This is a genomic window from Streptomyces sparsus, from assembly GCF_054776295.1.
In genome coordinates this window covers 1-1,036 of the sequence record NZ_BAAHCA010001317.1, presented here as the reverse complement: position 1 = coordinate 1,036, position 1,036 = coordinate 1, and the positions used below count along the sequence as shown (strand labels likewise).

Sequence of the window (1,036 nt, the reverse complement as noted above, 5' to 3'; positions counted from 1 at the left end):
GCTGCGGCGTCGACTCCGCGGCCACCGCCGGGCGGGCCGGGGGCGCGGTCACCGGTTCCTGGTGGGGCGCGACCCGCTGCTGGGCCAGCAGCTGCGGTGGGAACAGCACCACCACGCCGGTGCCGCCGCGTGACGACGGCCGGAAGTTGACACCGATGTCGTACTTGGCCGCGAGTCGCCCGACGACCGCCAGGCCCAGGCGGGTGCCCTGGAGCGACGCCAGGTCCGTCACCCGGCCGGAGACCGACTCCTCGGCCCGGCGCATCGCCGCCGCGGCCATCTTCAGGCCGCTGTCCTCGATGGTGACCACGATGCCGGCGGCGCGCTCCTCGACGTAGACGTGCACCTCGTCGATGGGCGGTGAGAAGTTCGCCGCGTTGTCCATGAGTTCGGCGAGCAGGTGCATCACGCCCTCGGCCGCGAACCCGGCCACCGCCGCGGTGCTGGAGCAGTGCAGCCGCACCCGCTGGTAGGCGGCGATACGGCCCACCGCGCCACGCAGGATGCTCTCCATGCCGATGGGCTTGTTCCACGCCCGGCTCGACCGGCCGCCCATCAGCAGGGCCAGGCGGTCCGTCATCAGGCCGAGCTGGGAGGTGTTGTGGTCAAGCCGCAGCAGGTCGCCGAAGACCTCCTCGCCGTGCCGGTCCTGCATCTCGCGGAGGTCGGCGAGCATGTTGACGGCCTTCGCCTGCACCCGGCTGAGTGCTTTGGCGCTCGCCGCCTGGGCGGCCGAGGCGCGCCGCTCACTGGTGGCGAACTCCCGTATCACGGTCTCCACCAGGACGCGGACCCGCTCGTCCTCCGGGCACTGCACCCCGGCCAGCGCGGTGTTCGCGGACGCCCCCCGGCGCAGGGTCGCCAGCGCGCTCGGCAGCGTCTGCGTGGTCAACCGGTCCAACTCGCCCGCCAGGTAGGCCTCCTGGCGCCTGGCGGTGTCGGCCGCGGCGACGGCGGAAGCCGCCCGCTCCTCGCCGGCGGCCAGTTCGGTGGCGAACGACTGGAGGACACGGCGCAGCGATCCGTCCGACTGCGG

The 1,036-nt window shown here is 73.7% G+C and carries 1 protein-coding gene; it reads right to left on the bottom strand.

Features of this window, described 5'->3' with window-relative positions:
* On the bottom strand, positions 1 to 1,036 hold a 1,036-nt coding region (locus ACYVE9_RS28150), incomplete at both ends, for an ATP-binding protein (RefSeq protein ID WP_461030712.1).